The sequence below is a fragment of the Ensifer sp. LBL genome, assembly GCF_050435225.1.
Classification (GTDB): domain Bacteria; phylum Pseudomonadota; class Alphaproteobacteria; order Rhizobiales; family Rhizobiaceae; genus Ensifer.
In genome coordinates this window covers 152392-167559 of the sequence record NZ_JBNDJY010000006.1, presented here as the reverse complement: position 1 = coordinate 167559, position 15168 = coordinate 152392, and the positions used below count along the sequence as shown (strand labels likewise).

6 protein-coding genes are annotated in these 15168 nt (G+C 63.5%); 2 read left to right on the top strand and 4 right to left on the bottom strand.

The window, feature by feature from the left end; genetic code table 11:
* Window positions 1–113 precede the first annotated feature (113 nt).
* Window positions 114–854 carry a helix-turn-helix transcriptional regulator gene (locus tag OKW20_RS23850; RefSeq protein WP_034802969.1) on the bottom strand — a complete coding sequence of 247 codons (741 nt, stop codon included), beginning with the start codon at window positions 852–854 and terminating at the stop codon, window positions 114–116.
* Between the two features lie 389 nt (window positions 855–1243).
* On the opposite strand from OKW20_RS23850, the gene OKW20_RS23845 reads away from it, so the two are divergent.
* Together OKW20_RS23845 and OKW20_RS23840 are read left to right on the top strand one after the other, a co-directional pair.
* The gene (locus OKW20_RS23845) at window positions 1244–3001 is read left to right on the top strand and encodes a glucan ABC transporter ATP-binding protein/ permease (protein ID WP_429176162.1); all 1758 of its coding nucleotides are present in this window, start codon (window positions 1244–1246) and stop codon (window positions 2999–3001) included.
* A gap of 152 nt (window positions 3002–3153) precedes the next feature.
* Complete coding sequence (locus OKW20_RS23840) at window positions 3154–3786, top strand: LysE family translocator (RefSeq protein ID WP_429176160.1); 633 nt, start codon at window positions 3154–3156, stop codon at window positions 3784–3786.
* A 29-nt stretch (window positions 3787–3815) separates the two neighbouring features.
* On the opposite strand, the gene OKW20_RS23835 is transcribed toward OKW20_RS23840, so the two are convergent.
* From OKW20_RS23835 to OKW20_RS23825, 3 genes are all read right to left on the bottom strand, one after another.
* Window positions 3816–4970 carry an OpgC family protein gene (locus tag OKW20_RS23835; RefSeq protein ID WP_429176158.1) on the bottom strand — a complete coding sequence of 385 codons (1155 nt, stop codon included), beginning with the start codon at window positions 4968–4970 and terminating at the stop codon, window positions 3816–3818.
* Between the two features lie 264 nt (window positions 4971–5234).
* On the bottom strand, window positions 5235–13862 hold the full coding sequence (ndvB, locus tag OKW20_RS23830; protein ID WP_429176156.1) for a cyclic beta-(1,2)-glucan synthase: 8628 nt from the start codon (window positions 13860–13862) through the stop codon (window positions 5235–5237).
* Window positions 13863–14222: 360 nt separating this feature from the next.
* Window positions 14223–15116, bottom strand: coding sequence for a LysR family transcriptional regulator (locus OKW20_RS23825; protein WP_043625779.1), 894 nt, complete (start codon window positions 15114–15116; stop codon window positions 14223–14225).
* Window positions 15117–15168: the final 52 nt, after the last annotated feature.

Here is a 15168-nt window from a genome sequence, read left to right as displayed (position 1 = left end):
CTCCTCAATGACTTGATATTGCGGGAAATGCTGCACCCGCGAAATAAAGTATTAGCGGGTCACCGGGCAGAGCGCAATTTCAGATGCGACAGGAAACCGAATGCCTTTCGACTTTAGGAAATCAGGCCGAGACGGAAGGCGATCGCCACGACGTGGTGGCGGTTCTTGGCCTTCAGCTTTTCCTGGATTCCGTTCATGTACCAATCGACCGTGTGGCTCGAAATATCGAGCACCTTGCCGATGTCGTTGGAGGTCAGGCCATCGGCCAGATAGTTGAGCGCTTCCATTTCGCGCCGCGTCATTTGCACCTCGACGCGCGAGCCGAGTTCGGCCGAAACCTCCGGGTCGGTCAGGTCCAGGAGCTTCCAGAACAGCCGCTTGGCGATCGAGTCGAACAGGCTGATCTCGACCGGGCTCAGGTCGACGACACGTCCGCCGACCGTCAGGTTGCCGAGCAGGCCGCGCCGGCCGTGCACCGGGAAGATGTAGCCGTCGTAGAGACCGTGGTTGCGGGCCTCGATCATCATGCTTTCCATGCGCTTGCGATGCGGATCGGAGCGGAAGGCAAAGAGCGTATCGCGCCAGCGGAAACCGCGCTGGGCATGGCCGAGATAGCGGATCGTCGGGTCGATCACCACGAACTTCTTGCGGATGTAGATCTGCGGCCAGCCCTCGGGCCAGCGACCGGCAAGCAGCAGCCTCAGCGGGTTGTCATGCGGCTTGGGCTGGCGCACGACGCCGTAGAAGTCGAAGCCACAGCGATCGAGCAGACGCTCGAATTCAGGGATGATTTCCTCGCGAGTCTTCATCTCCTCCAGAAGCGCGAGAAACTGTACGAGCAGCGTAATGTTCATGGATCACCTTCCAGGGTCGATGCATATGGTCGCATTTCCGAATCCGGACATAAAGGCACCGTTCAGCGACCATTCATGTTGCACCCGCGATAATCCGTCATACCACGCCCGGTCTTATGCGAAATATGCAAGAAATCGGAGTTGGCACGACAGATAGCAGACTATGAATATTCTCGCCAAGCTCGCAGACAAGCGAAACGGGAAAAGGAATAGCTGTCCTGCGTCCGGCTACGGCTTCCCATTGCCGCCAAAGACCGTCTCAGCGCGGCCCCGAGTGTTCTAACGGCGCGAAGCTTCGATGCCCGCCATGGGGAACCTCGAGGACGCGGGTGCATCCGCCGCAGAAGGTCTGCGGCGCGTCAAATCCGGTACCCGGAAGGGGTGAGACAGTGTCATTGTTCCAGGTGTATGCAAGAGCGCTCCAGTATCTTGCGGTTCACAAGTTTCGCGTCTCAGCGATTGTTCTCGCCAACGTCGTTCTGGCGGCCATCACCATTGCCGAACCGATCCTGTTCGGACGCATCATCGACGCCATCTCGTCGAAGGGCGAAGTCACGCCGATGCTGCTGATGTGGGCAGGCCTCGGCGTCTTCAACACCGTCGCTTTCGTGCTCGTCGCCCGCGAGGCCGACCGGCTGGCCCATGGCCGCCGCGCCACGCTTTTGACGGAAGCCTTCGGCCGCATCGTTTCCATGCCGCTCGCCTGGCATAGCCAGCGCGGCACTTCCAACGCGCTGCACACGCTGCTTCGCGCCTGCGAAACCCTCTTCGGTCTCTGGCTCGAATTCATGCGCCAGCACCTGGCGACGGCCGTCGCCCTCATTCTGCTCGTTCCGACCGCCTTTGCCATGGACGTGCGCCTGTCGCTCGTGCTTGTCGTTCTCGGCGCGCTCTATGTGGTGATCAGCAAGGTGGTGATGAGCCGCACCAAGGAAGGCCAGGCTTCGGTCGAGAACCACTACCACACGGTTTTCTCCCACGTTTCCGACGCGATCAGCAACGTTTCGGTCGTGCACAGCTACAACCGCATCGAGGCTGAAACCCGCGAGCTGAAGAAGTTCACCGAGCGGCTGATCTCCGCCCAGTTCCCGGTTCTCGACTGGTGGGCGCTGGCAAGCGGGCTGAACCGCGTCGCCTCGACCATCTCGATGATGGCGATCCTCGTCATCGGTACCGTGCTGGTGCAGCGCGGCGAACTCGGCGTTGGCGAAGTCATCGCCTTCATCGGCTTTGCCAACCTGCTGATCGGCCGTCTCGACCAGATGAAGGCCTTCGTCACGCAGATCTTCGAGGCCCGTGCCAAGCTTGAGGACTTCTTCACCCTCGAAGATTCCGTCCGCGAACGCGACGAGCCGGCCGGTGCGACCGAACTGCCGGCGGTTGTCGGCGAGGTCGAGTTCCGCAACGTCTCCTTCGACTTTGCGAACACGAACCAGGGCGTGCACAACGTCTCGTTCACGGCCAAGGCCGGCCAGACGATCGCCATCGTCGGCCCGACCGGCGCCGGCAAGACGACGCTCGTCAACTTGCTTCAGCGCGTCCACGATCCGCGTGACGGTCAGATCCTGATCGACGGCAACGACATCTCAAAGGTGACGCGCAAGTCGCTGCGGCGTTCGATCGCCACCGTCTTCCAGGATGCGGGCCTGATGAACCGCTCGATCTCGGACAACATCCGCCTCGGCCGTGACGATGCGACGATCGAAGAAATCATGGCTGCCGCCGAAGCGGCTGCCGCCTGCGACTTCATCGAGGGCCGCACGACCGGTTACGACACTGTGGTCGGCGAGCGCGGCAACCGGCTGTCGGGCGGCGAACGCCAGCGCGTGGCCATCGCCCGCGCCATCCTGAAGAACGCGCCGATCCTGGTGCTCGACGAGGCGACCAGCGCGCTCGACGTCGAAACCGAAAACCGCGTGAAGGATGCGATCGACGCGCTGCGCAAGAACCGCACCACTTTCATCATCGCCCACCGCCTGTCGACGGTGCGCGAGGCGGACCTGGTGATCTTCATGGACCAGGGCCGGATCGTCGAGATGGGTGGCTTCAACGAGCTCAGCCAGAGTAACGGCCGCTTTGCCGCCCTGCTCCGCGCCAGCGGCATCCTGACGGACGACGATGTCCGCATGAGCCACACGGCAGCCTAAGACACGCTCCAAGCAAGCGAACAAGCTTCAAGCCACCCGCAGCCAACTGCGGGTGGTTTTTTCGTTTCGGCGTCACTTGCATGGAGCGGACTTGCCATTCTGGGGAATGCTGGTATTCCGGAATTCCGGCTTCAATTCCAAGGGAACCACCAATGCCGGACATTTCCACGATCGCAGTTTTCGCCGCAGCAAGCCTCGTGCTCACCGCCACGCCCGGGCCCGACATGCTGCTGATTGCCTCTCGCAGCGTCAGCCAGGGACGCGCGGTCGGGTTTCTTACCTATGCTGGCATTGCGCTCGGCACCTATTGCCACGCGCTCGCCGCCGCACTCGGTCTGTCGCAGCTTTTTGTCACCGTTCCGATCGCCTATGAGATCGTCCGCTGGGCCGGCTGCGCCTATCTGCTCTATCTCGCCTGGAAGACCATCCGCTCGGATTCAATGGGCGCCTCCCCGATTGCAACCCTCAAGCGGCTTTCGGCCCGCCGGGTTTTCGGCGAGGGGCTGATGACGAACCTGCTCAATCCGAAGATGGCGCTCTTCGTGCTGGCCCTGTTTCCGCAATTCGTCGATCCGAACGGCGGATCGATGGTCCTGCAGATGCTGCTGCTTGCGACCATCCTGAACGGGATAGGCCTGCTGGTGAACGGTTCGGTCATCCTCGTCGGCAGCCATCTGCGCGCGCGGCTGTCCGGCTTCCGGCGTTTCCCCAAGCTGCCACAATACCTTCTCGCCGGCGTGTTCACCGCCCTCGCCTGCCGCCTGGCCCTAGGTTCTCGAACCTGACACTGAAGCCCTGTGACGGGCGGCGTTTCTCACGCCGCCCTTAGCGGCTTAGCCACGGCGATGCCGCGCAGCCATTCGAGATAGTAGGCATAGACGAAGTGCACCCCGATGCCGGCGACGACGAAGAGGCTGCCGACAACAGGGTTTTTCCCCGTCACGAACAGCAGCACCTGGCCGGACATCGCCAGGATCGTGCCAAAAATGAAGATCGGCAGGGAATGCCGGCCGACCACCGCCAGCGGATGATCGCGGTCGAGTTTGGCAAGGCTGCTGATCCGCGGCGTCACCGCGATGAGGTAGCCGAGCGCCAGCACATGCAGCAGTCGCGGCGTGGACAGAAAGGTCTTGTCGAAGCCCGTCAGAACGGCCGGAAGACCGAAGGAAAAATCGATGCTCCAGAAAGAGAAGAGCACCCAGACGGCGGAAACCGCGAGATAGAGCCCGGAAAGCGCGATCAGCCAGGGCCAGCGCGGCAGCGATCCGCCGTTGCGCACATAGGTCATCATGACGACGCCGATGACGAACAGGAACTGCCAGGACCAGGGATTGAGAAACCAGTAGCCCTCGTCGAGGAAGTTCGACGGCACGAATTTGAAGATGCCCGCAGCGAGCCAGAGGGCGGCCGAGAGCAGAAGCAGCAGTTTCTTGCTAACGCCATTCAGCCAGAGGATGCCCGGCAGCATCAGGAACAGCGCCGCATACATCGACAGGATGTTGTTGTAGCCGAGCTGATGGCCCAAGAGCACCATGGCGACGATGCCCTGCTCCGTCTGCTCCACCATCGGGCGGATGTTGATCTCGCCGATCAGGTCCTGCCGCCCGAAATAGAGTGCGCCGCCGGCAAAGATCGCCAGCGTCACGATGCTGGTCATGATGTGGGCGATGTAGAGCGCCAGGGCCCGGCGCCAGATTTTCAGCGTCATGGCCAACCGTGCGCCGGAGACGAACTTGCCGCCATAGGCGATCCCGACCGAGAGGCCGGAGATCAGGACGAAGGCTTCGGCGGAATCGGAAAAGCCGAAGTTCTTGTGCGTCAGGTATTCGAGATATTGTCCGGGAACGTGATTGACGAAGATCGTCAGGAGACAAAGCGCCCTGAATACATCAAGGCGTGTGTCGCGCTCCTTCGGAACCAATCGGGCGGACATCGGCTCGACGCCACCCGGAAAAGTCTTTTGCAGCATGCGGTCCGTTTTCCAGGATTTGGCGCCCCTGCCCCATCCCTGTTGAAACGGGCACCGACGTCCCGCCTTTCGCGCGATGCCCGGCACCATGAAAGAGAGCGGGATGTCAATGTGCTCGCGGTTTCCCGCCCCCACCCCGCTCACGAGATTTAGAGCACGACGCCCGGCCGTCGAGGTCGTGCCGCCCCGCATCTCCGCAAAGAAAAAACCGGCCTTGCCCTTGCGGGAACAAAGCCGGTTTCATCCTGTCTTCAATGCCGGCCGTTACAGCAAAATGCCTTCATGCGCGTTTTTTGTGACACTATTGTTGACGCTGACGATCGGCTCGCCACTTTTCTTGTCGCGCTCAACCGAAATCTTGTGCCGCGCGCCATTGAGCGTCACTTCAGCCGAGTAGCCATTCCAGGCCGCCGGCAGCACCGGCCGGATAACCAGCCTGTCACCCTGCCTGCGGATCCCGAGGATGCCTTCGACACCGACGCGGTAGAGCCAGCCGGCCGAACCGGTGTACCAGGTCCAGCCGCCGCGTCCCGCAAGGTCGCCCTCGCCATAGATATCGGCGGCAACCACATAGGGCTCGACGCGGTAGTGTTCCGCCGCTTCGCGGCTTCCCGCATGGGAAACCGGATTCAGCATGTTGAACACGCGCCAGGCCTCTTCCGCCCTGCCCTGTTCGGCAAAAGCGAGCGCCACCCAGGTAGCCGCATGGGTATACTGCCCACCGTTCTCGCGCACGCCGGGCGGATAGGCCTTGATGTAGCCCGGATCCTGCGCCGTGCGCTCGAGCGGCGGCGTGAACAGCCGCACGATGTGCTGGTCCGGATCGACGAGTTCGGCCATGACCGCATCCATCGCCTTCAGCGAGCGCTGCTCGTCGCCTTCGCCCGAGAGCACGCTCCAGGACTGGCCGATGGAATCGATCCGGCATTCGAGCGCTTCGCTGGTGCCCAGCGGCGTGCCGTCGTCGTAGTAGCCACGGCGATAGTAGTCGCCGTCCCAGCCCGCCGCGTTGAGCGCCGTCTTGAGCGCTTCGAGATGGGCTTCCCAACGGGTGACGCGGGCCTCGTCCTTGCGCTCGCGCGCATAGGGCAGGAAGCCGCGCAGCGTGCCTGCGAGGAACCAGCCGAGCCAAGTGCTTGTGCCCTTGCCGGCCTGGCCCACCCGGTTCATGCCGTCGTTCCAATCGCCGCCGAGGAACAGCGGCAGGCCGTTTTCGCCGGTCCGCTTGATCGCAAGATCGAGGGCACGGGCGCAATGCTCGTAAACGTCGCCAATCTCCTCGGAGATCTCCGGCTTGTAGAAGGCGTCGTGCTGTCCCTCTTCCAGCGCCGGGCCGGTGATGAAGGCGAGCCGTTCCGCCAGAATGTCGGAGGTGCCGGTCACCGTGCAATAGTGGGTGACGGCATGGGCGAGCCAGACCACGTCATCGGAGATCATCGTGCGCACGCCCGCGCCGGTTCCCGGCAGCCACCAGTGCTGTACGTCGCCTTCGACGAACTGGCGCGCCGCGGCGTTGAGGATCTGCGCCCGGGCAAGCTCCGGCCGATGGATCAGGAACGCCAGCGTATCCTGCAGCTGGTCACGGAAGCCGAAGGCTCCGCTCGCCTGGTAGAAAGCCGAGCGCGCCATGATGCGGCACCCGAGGCTCTGATAGGGCAGCCAGTTGTTGATCATGGCGTCGAAGGCCGGATCCGGCGTTTCCACCTTCACGATGTCGGTGAAATCGCGCCAGAACGACTTTGCCGCATCAAGCACCGTATCGAAGGCGGTTTGACGCAGTTCGCCGACGACGGCGCGAAGCTGCTCTTCATTGTCGGCATCGCCGAGAATGAAGGTGACCTGCCGCTCGGCGCCGGGTTCGATCGTCAGATGGGTCGCGACAACCGCGCAAGGATCGCCGTCGACATCGACGGAGCCCGAGAGATCCGTACCCGAAAGCACGGCCTGCGGCACGAGGATGCCCCCGAGCGAGCCGAGGAACTCCCGTCGGCTGGATGTGTAGCCGGCCGCTTCGCCACCATCGACGGTGAAGAAGGCGGAACGTCCGCCGAAGTCGATGCTGTAGGGGTTGGTCGCGACCAGGGCCGACGTCTCTTCGTCCCACTTCGAGAGAATGAAGGGCGCCGAGCGCGCGCGGTTGTTGCCGAGTACCCATTCGGCATAGCCGTAAAGCCGCAGCTGCCGCGCCGTCGCGGCACGGTTGCGCACCGTGAGACGAACGAGCTTGGCCGGCAGGCTGCGATGAACCGTGTGGGTCGCCTCGATGTCGAGATCGTCCTGGCTGCTGCGGAAGCGCGAGTAGCCGAGCCCGTGAACCGTCTCGAACACGACCGAACGACGACGCGACAGCGCCGCATAGGGCGTAGACACCGAGCCGCTCGCCATATCGCGGATGAAGATCGCTTCGCCCGGACGGTTGATGACGGTGTCGTTGGTCCAAGGCGTCAGCTGGTAGTCGCGCGAATTGCGGCTCCAGGAGAAGGCAGCGCCTTCGGCCGAAACATGGAAGCCGAACTGCTCGTTGGAGATGACATTGATCCAGGGCTGCGGCGTCGCTTCGCCGCCGCGCAGGCGCACAACGTATTCGCGTCCGCCTTCGGCAAAGCCGCCGAAGCCGTTCCAGAAAGAGAGATCGTCGCCCTTGATCTCCGCCGGTGCAACATCTGCCGCTTCCTGCGGCGCCGCCAGGAGCGGACCGACGAACTCGCTGCTCTTTTCGGCACCCTTTACCGGCGCCGGCGAATAGAGCGAGTTGGCGCGGGCGATCTGGTCGGAGATCGTGCCGTTGCGGGCATGGAAGACGGCGCGCGAGGCCGACAGCAGCGTCGACCACGTCTCGGCTTCCATCAGGTCGCGGCGCACCGAGAAGATGTGCTGGCGCGGACCGTCCGAGAGGCCGCGAAGCCTCAGGTTCTCGCACATGGAATCGAGCGCGTGCTGCATGTCCTGGGCATAGGACGAGGCGCGCTCGTTGATGATGACGAGATCGGCGGTGATGCCGCGGGCGCGCAGGTATTCCTGGGCGCGCAGCGCCTCGCGGGCGATGCCGAGATCGCCGTCGTCGTTGATGCGCAGGCAGAAGATCGGGTAGTCGCCCGAAATCGCCAGCGGCCAGAGCTTCGACTGGGAATCGAGGCCGGCCTGAACCGTCGCCGAATCGGCACGCAGATGCATGTCCGGATAGACGAGATAGCGGCCGAGCATCTGGAAGCTTGCCGCTTCCTGCGAGGTCACGCCGACATGGCGCATCTGCACCTGGCTACGGGTCCAGGCGTGGATGAGCTCCTGGTTGAAGGTCTCCGGATGGCGGTAGCGGTCGATCGCGCGATCGACCTCCTCGCGGCTTGGGGCGGCGATCGTCCAGAAGACGACGCTGACCTTCTTGCCGGCGGGCACGCGCACGACCCGGCGCAGCGACATGATCGGATCGAGCGTGAAGCCGTCCGTGCCCGAAAGCGCCGCATCCGTATCGAAGGCGGCGGCTTCGGCAAGCGTGCGGCCCGGGCCGATGAAGCGGCGACGGTCGGTCTCGGCTTCCGTGTGGCGGTCGCTGCCGGCATTGTCGGTGACGAGATGCGCCACTTCCATGTCCGGATCGCTGGAGCTGCGCTTGTTGCGGCTGACGCGAATGACGTCGCCGCGGCGGCTGATTTCCGTGCGCAGGAACATCTTCGAAAACGCCGGGTGGGCGCTGTCGGCCTCGTCGGTCGAAAGCACCGGCTCGGCATAGGAGGTCACTTCGATGAAGCGGTCCTGGGTGCCGGTGTTGAGCAGCATGACACGACGGCCCTCGGCATCGTGCTCGGTGGCGACGATGCACTCGACCTCGCTTGTGAGGTCGCCGACGGTCTTGACGAATTCCGCCTTGTCGTCGCCGAAGCGGGTCAGCATCTTCTCACCGGCCGCACGCCGCGGCTCCGCGGTCGCCGACCACCAGTCGCCGGTCGTCGTATCGCGCAGGAAGATGAAGGTGCCGGTACGGTCCTCGACCGGATCCGGCTTCCAGCGGGTGACGGACTGGCCGTTCCAGCGCGCATAACCCGCGCCGTTGGCCGTCAGCATCACCGAGTAGTGGCCGTTGGAGAGAAACACGGTCTCGCGGTCCTGCGAAAGCGGGTTCTCGATGATGCGGACCTCAGGGCGCAGGAGATCGTCCTGGCCCTTGCCGACCGATTCCGGCTCGCGCTTGGCATTCATGATCGGAATGTCGCGCGGCGCCTTTTCCTGCAGCAGCAGTTCTGCAGCCTCGATCACCGGGTCAGCGTGGAACCACTCGCGCAGGCGGCCATTGAAGACGACGTTGGCGACAGCCGCGATCGACATGCCATGGTGGTGCGCATAGTAGTTGCGAACGACCGCGCACTTCTGGCCCTCGGGCACGCGCGTCGGCGTGAAGTCGACGGCGTCGTGGTAGCCGTAGGCGCCGAGCGCGCCGACTTCGCGAAGACGCCCGAGGTTGGCGAGCGCCGACTTCGGATCGTACATGCAGGCAAGGATCGAGGCGTAGGGCGCGATGACCGCGTTCTGGCCGAGACCACGCTTGAGGCCGAGCGTCGGCACACCGAAGTTGGTGTACTGGTAGGTCAGTTCGTGGTCGCGCGCGTTGAACGCCGCTTCCGAGATGCCCCACGGCGTGCCGAGGCGACGGCCGTGGTTGATCTGTTCCTTCACGACCAGATTGTTGGTCTGGTTGAGGATACCGCCCTGACGCTCCTGCATGACCAGCGGCGGCATCAGGTATTCGAACATCGAGCCGGACCAGGAGATCAGCGCGCCGCGCGCGCCGATCGGCACGATCGGTCGGCCGAGCTTGTACCAGTGCTCGGTCGGCAAATCGCCCTTGGCGATGGCAAACAGGCTGGTGAGACGGGCTTCCGACGCCAGAAGATCGTAGCAGGCCTCGTCGAGTTCGTTGGCGTTGACGCGGAAGCCGATCGACAGCAGGCGCCGCTCCGGACGGAAGAGGAAGCCGAAATCCATCGAGAAGGCGATGTCGCGTGCCCGGTCCTTCAACACCAGCAGGCGCTGGCGCAGCGATTCGATTGCGCCGAGGTCAAAGACGCCATCGGCGATATGAGCTTCGCAGGTGGTGACGAGCGAGTTGGCCCACTTCGTCACTTCGCTGCTTTGCGGTGTGCGCACCTCGTGGTCGAGGTTGACCGTGAGCTTGTGCATGTCGCGCGCCAGAACGGCCAGGTTGATCACACGGATCGAGGCGAACTCGTGTTCGCGCATGATCGCGGCGAGCGCATTCTGGAAGCCGACGATGCGCTCCTCGATCAGGCGACGCAACGGACGTACCGTCTTGCGGTCGTCGGGCAGGTCGCGCAGCACCTCCTGAAGGATCGCAGCGACGTCGCCGATACCGATCAGGCTGCCCTGGACATGCGCCGACGGCGCTTCCGCCCAGTCGCGACACATTGACGACACGGCGATCAGGTGACCGGCCAGATTGCCGCTGTCGACCGACGAAATGTAGCGCGGCTCCATGGTTTCGAGCGTATTCGTCCGGTACCAGTTGAACAGATGGCCGCGATATTTCGGCATCCGGTCGATGGTGGCGATCGTCTGCTCCAGCCGGTTGATCGTCTCCTCGAAGCCGATCCAGCCGAAATCGCGCGCCGACATGACGGAAAGCAGGTAGACGCCGATATTGGTCGGCGACGTCCGCTCGGCGAGAACCGGCTGCGGCGTTTCCTGGAAGTTGTCCGGCGGCAGGAAGTGCTGCTCGGCGGTGACGAAGGTCTCGAAGTAGCGCCAGGTGCGGCGCGCGATCAGGCGCATCTCGTCGATCGCCTCGTCGGAAACGACGAGCTGGTCTTCTGTTTCAGCCGACTGGCTGACGAACCAGGCAACGGCGGGCGACAGCGCCCAGAGCAGTGCGAAGGGAATGCCGATGAAGGGCAGGCCGGTGTCGGAAATCGCCGCGAGGGCCAGCGAGATCGCCGACAGCGCCGGCGCGATCCACATGGCGCGGTAATAGTCGCCGATGGTGCCGTGGCCGGCACTCTGCACCTGGGCGGCCGTGCGCCATTCGAGCATCAGCTTGCCGCTGACAAAGGTGCGGTAGAGCGAACGCACGATGGCGTCGCCCATCATCGCCGCATTGTGGGCGATGAAGACGATGCGCAGCGCGACCTGGGCGTTGGCGGCACGGACTTCGGTCAGGACCGCATGCAGGTGCGCTCGGGCGACGATGTCGTTGCGGCGCGGCAGGAGGCCGTTGATCAGCGACAGGGTGGGGGCGACGAACAGGCTGAAGATCAGCACGATCTGCCAGATCAGCGCTTCGGTCGGCTCCATGTAATACCAGCCCATGACCGAGGCGACGAGCCAGGCGAGCGGGATCAGCGAACGGCGCAGGTTGTCGTACATCTTCCAGCGCCCGAGCATCGACAGCCCGTTCGAGAAATTGAAGATGTAGGGCAGCAGCTGCCAGTCGCCGCGCGCCCAGCGATGCTGGCGCGACATCTCGACCTCGTAGCGGGTCGGAAAGTCCTCGACGAGCTCGACGTCGGTGACGAGCGCGCAGCGCACGTAGGACCCTTCGAGCAGGTCGTGGCTGAGAACGGCGTTTTCCTGAATACGTCCCTTCAGCGCCGCCTCGAAGGCGTCGACATGGTAGAGGCCCTTGCCGGTGAAGCTGCCTTCGCCGGCAATGTCTTGGTAGACGTCGGACACGGTGAAGACATAGGGGTCGATACCGCGGTTGGAAGAGAAGATGCGCTGGAAGGCGGAGGCTTCGCTGCCGGTCGTCAGCGACGGCGTCACGCGCGGCTGCAGCAGGCTGTAGCCGGCGATCACGTCCTGCGTCTTCGGGTCGACGACCGGACGGTTGATCGGATGGTACATCTTGCCGACGAGCTTCGTCACCGCGTCGCGCATCAGGCGCGTGTCGGAATCGAGCGTCATGACGTATTGCACGTTGTCCGGCACCGTGTTGGCGCCCTGCAGGAACGAGGTGTCACGGTCACCGCGCAGGAGCATGTTCAGCTCATGCAGCTTGCCGCGCTTGCGCTCCCAGCCCATCCACACGCCTTCCTGCTCGTTATACAGGCGGCGGCGATGCAGCAGGTAGAAGCGGGTCTTGCCGTCATAGGCATAACGCGCCGAAAGCTGGGCGATCTCGCGCTTGGCATAGTCGAGCACGTCGGCGTCGGCGCTCGATTCCTCGTCCTTGCTATCGGCCCAGTCGCTGACCAGCGCAAAGTAGATCTCTCCGCGCGGGTTGGCGAGGTAATGGACCTCGAGATTGCGCACCAGTTCGTCGACGTGATCGCGCTTGGAAATCAGGCACGGCACCGCAACAAGCGTGCGGGCGTCCTGAGGGATCCCGTCGAGGAACTCGTAGCCGACCAGCCGCGACGGTTTGACGAACAGCGTCACCAGCGTGTTGAACAGGCCCATCGCACCTTCCGAAGCCGGCAGGGCAAAGAGCAGCAACATGATCAGCTTCGCGCCGTTCGGGATCTCCATCGGGCTGACGAAGGAATATACGGCGATCATCGCCAGGATGGTCAGAAGGATGTTCGGCCCGGCGATCGCAAACCAGTCGAGCTTGCGGCTGAGGCGAATGATGCTCTGCAACACCGACGGCCGGTAGCTGATCTTCCTTTCCAGAAGCTTGCGCTGCTTGCCGACGAGGAACGATCCGACATTCGGCTGTTGCAGTGGCGCTTCCGTCTCCGCCGCGACTTCCGCCTCGCGCACCATCTGGATGGCGATCTGCGTCACTTCGAATTCGCTGTGCCCCGAGCGGCGCGCCAGCTTTTCGATCGTGTCGCGGTACTTGTTGCGCGAGCCGAAATCGAGCGCCGCATAGTCGGAGCCTTCGCGAAGTGCGGCGTCGATCTTGCTGACGCTTTCGAACCAGACGGCCCAGTCGGTGTCGTCGATCTCGCGCAGGCTGCGGATGATGTTGCTCATCGTCGCATTGCCGGACGACAGGCGGTTCTGCTCGGCAACCAGCGCGCTTTCGACATCGCTGCCGCGCTTTTCAAGCTGCTCCTCGATCCAGCCGATGACGGCGCCCGAGGTCTGCGATCCATCGCGCATGCGATAGAGCAGTTGCGCGACGAAGGTATTGTCGGCCGCCAGCGCTTCCGATTCCACAAGCAGCGTGCGCGACTTTTCCGGATCGCTAATGCGGATGATCTGGTCGGCGACGTCGTTTGCCTTGCGCCGCATGCCGCGCGAGCGTTCGACGCGGATGGCGATCCGTCTGAGGTTCTCGATCAGCACGAAGCGCAGGATCGACGGCAGTGCCCAGAGTTCGCCGATCTTGAAGGTGTCGTGCTTCTGGAAGCCCTCGACCATGGCCGTGATGCTTTCGCGCGTCACCGTGCTGTGGGTGTGGGCAGCGTAGAGCCAGGCGAGCGCCATTGTGCGCGGGATCACCGTGCCCGAAACCGAAATCGTCGGAAGCTGGCGATAGAACCGGCGCGGGAAATCGCGCCGCACTTCCTGGATCGCCTCTTCGACGACGTGATGGTTGTCGAGCAGCCATTCGGCGGCCGGCGTGATCGTTGCGCCGGCCTCGACGTCCGCGGCCGTCGCCCGGTAGACGCGCAGGATCTCGTTCTCGTTCTCGCGATGCCGCGGACGGAACTCGAACGGGAAGAAGCCCGGCAGCGAGGAGACACCCTTGGCCGCGAGATCCTCGCCGCATTGGCGGAGGTCCTCCATCGAGAAGAAGGTGGCGCGGATCGAATCGTTGTAATCGATCTGCTTGGCTTCCGGTTCGCGCGGAGAGGTGGGCGGCGTAGTTTGAAGCTGCATGGGTACGGGTTCTGAATCCAACCGGGGTTGATCGGCCCGGCCCTCGTCGGGGTGCCGGGTTGGCTGCGGACCTGAGAATTCAGGCTGAGCCGGCGCGTTGCTAGACACGGTCATGTGTCCTCCCATCCACCGTCATGTCCCGGGAAACCGGAATCTGGCGGTAACAGGCACCGCCCGCGACTGGGCATCGGAGATCGCAAAGCCGGCGGCGCATTGATTTTCAAGGCCGCGGTGATGCATGAAAATGGCATTTTTTAGCCGTGGTGCCAACAGCTTGCAAGGATTGCTCATACAAGATTGGACGATTTGCGCACAGTCGTTCCAGGTCGAAATCGACCGATGTGCGGACCCCCTTGGCACTTCGATACAGCTCTCTCAAATGCCCCTTCTCAAGCTTCATCGCGGATGGCAGACAAGGCGAAACGTGAAGGGGCGGCGAAGGTTCCCTTGAAATGCACAAAAGCGCAGCTGGCGTTAGCCCACCTGCTCGGTGATCCACTCGCGGAAAGCAAGGCTGATCGGGTTTTCGAGCTTGCCCTCGGGCACTGCGAGATAATAGCTGTTTTCCGTCTGCATCGGCCGGTCGAGCACGATCCGCAGCGTGCCGGCGGCAATCTCCTGCTCGATCAGATAGCGCGGCAGAAGCGCAAAACCGAGGCCGGCGGTCGCCGCCTCGATCACCATGGAGAACTGGTCGAAGCGGTTGCCACGATAGGCCCCTCGCCCGTCCATGTCGTTGGCCTCGAACCATTGCGCCCAGAGCTTGGGCCGGGTGGCCAGATGCAGGAGCGGACCGGCGACCAGGTCTTCCGGGGTTGCGATCGGATGGTCCGCCAGCAGGGCAGGGCTTGCGGCCGGCACGATGATCTCGCTGCAGAGATAGCTGCAGGTGGCGCGTGCCCAGACCGGCTGGCCATAATGAATGGCGAGATCGAAATTCTGCTCTTCGAAATCGAACGGCGCCGAGCGTGACGCGATGTTGATCACCGTGTCCGGATGGCGCTTGAGGAAATCGGGAAGCCGCGGCACCAGCCAGCGGCTGCCGAAGGTCGGCAGCGACGCGATCGAGAGCGTCGAATCCGCCCGGGCAGACGCCATCGCCCGCACCATCAGCTCCTCGGTCTGGTTGAGCAGACGGCGCACCTCCGGCAGAAACTTCTGGCCAGCGTCGGACAGGATCACCCGCTGGCGCACGCGCTCGAACAGGAGCACCCCGAGCTGGTTTTCGAGATCCTTGATCTGGCGGCTGACGGCGCTCTGGGTAAGGTTCAGCTCGGCGGCGGCCTGCGTGAAGCTGCCGTGTCGCGCCGCGCATTCGAACGCCTGCAGCGTCGTCACGTCGGGAACCAGTCTGCGGCTCAACTTCATTCCGCCCTCGCATCAACATAGTCAGAAGCAACGCGATCAATGGCCAGTTCGA

Coding starts and splice junctions, on each gene's coding strand:
- OKW20_RS23850 (WP_034802969.1), bottom strand. CDS start 854: ATGAACATTACGCTGCTCGTACAGTTTCTCGCGCTTCTGGAGGAGATG.
- OKW20_RS23840 (WP_429176160.1), top strand. CDS start 3,154: ATGCCGGACATTTCCACGATCGCAGTTTTCGCCGCAGCAAGCCTCGTG.
- OKW20_RS23835 (WP_429176158.1), bottom strand. CDS start 4,970: ATGCTGCAAAAGACTTTTCCGGGTGGCGTCGAGCCGATGTCCGCCCGA.
- ndvB (WP_429176156.1), bottom strand. CDS start 13,862: ATGACCGTGTCTAGCAACGCGCCGGCTCAGCCTGAATTCTCAGGTCCG.
- OKW20_RS23825 (WP_043625779.1), bottom strand. CDS start 15,116: ATGAAGTTGAGCCGCAGACTGGTTCCCGACGTGACGACGCTGCAGGCG.